Annotated in this window: 1 protein-coding gene; it reads right to left on the bottom strand. The window is 63.2% G+C overall.

The window, feature by feature from the left end:
- Positions 1-5 precede the first annotated feature (5 nt).
- Positions 6-1,106 (bottom strand): ISAs1 family transposase, encoded by a 1,101-nt coding sequence (locus tag EOA32_RS37335; protein ID WP_128374321.1) that lies wholly within the window; start codon positions 1,104-1,106, stop codon positions 6-8.
- Positions 1,107-1,197: the final 91 nt, after the last annotated feature.

The following is a 1,197-nucleotide window of genomic DNA, read 5'->3' as shown; positions in this document are numbered from 1 at the left end:
CAGGGCTATCGCATATGAGTAAAGAGTTCATAGAAGAAGTCTTTGCTCCAATTGGCCCTGCGCATCTTGCTGGCGATTGGTTTGTCGAGCGGATGGGCAGCCAAGATGTTTTGGGCGAGCCTGCGGATGACGGCCAGGTTTTGTGGCGCGTTGTCCTTTCGGGCGCGGGCGTCATCCTCGTGGAAGACAACATCAAGGCTCCAGTGCAACTGGTTCTCGATCGTCCAGTGGGCACGAACCGTCTCAGCCAATTTGTTGGGCGTCAGCACCTTGGAGAGGGCGATATAGCGGACCGATGTGGTCGTCTTGCCGTCGGCAGTGGTGCGCAGGGCCTCGACGCGGCCAATGGCCTTGAGGCCGGGGAAGGCGGGCGCGTCCTTGAGCCTAGCAAGCGGCAGCACGCTGGCGCGGCGCACTTCGGTGCGGCCATGGCCGCTGTCGCGTGTTTCGAAGCCGGCGATCTCGCCCGCCGCGGCGAAGCTTTTCTCGGCCGCGGCAAACAGACGACCCCGGTTGGCCTTCAGCCCAAGGGCATAATGCGCCTTCTGCGCCAGCAGCGCCTTGGCCGTCTCGGGGCGACAATGCAAGGCGTCGGCCGTCACCGTGCAGCCCTTGAGATCCAGGCTCTTCAGCAGCGCCAGCGTCGCCGCAACCTCGTCGGAGGCCGGCGCCCGCGTTGCCGCAATCGCCAGCCGCGTCTCGGCATCCCAGGCACTGACCATCAGCGGCGGCATGAAGGCGCGGCCCTTCTCATAACCGCGCCTCAGCGCCTTGCCGTCGACGGCCACCACGCCACGCGGTGGGCCGAGCCCAAGCTCACGCCGCAATGCCGCCATGAAGGCGCTCAGCGCATCCGACAACTCCTGCGGATCAAGAAGCCGAAACACCCGGCTGAAGGTGTCGTGGCTCGGACACCCATGCTTCAGCTCGATGAACTCTTTCAGCTCCTCCTCGCGCCCCTCTGCGAACTCCGCAATATCCACACAGCTTTTGGCCCCGCACAGCGTCGCCGCCAGCGCCAGAAACAGAAGTTCAGCAAGATCATGCCGCGCGTTGATGTCGCGCGGATCGCGAACTGCTTGCAGGATCGACAAAACAAGCCGCACTCGGGCCTCCTCTGCTACGAGAAAGCCTCTCAAGAATCCTTCTTTTGCGGCTTGGCAATAGCCAATCAACTTATCTGCGATTCCCCTGCCC

This window comes from Mesorhizobium sp. M1A.F.Ca.ET.072.01.1.1, from assembly GCF_004023325.1.
Classification (GTDB): Bacteria; Pseudomonadota; Alphaproteobacteria; order Rhizobiales; family Rhizobiaceae; genus Mesorhizobium.
This window is presented reverse-complemented; position numbering and strand designations above follow the sequence as displayed.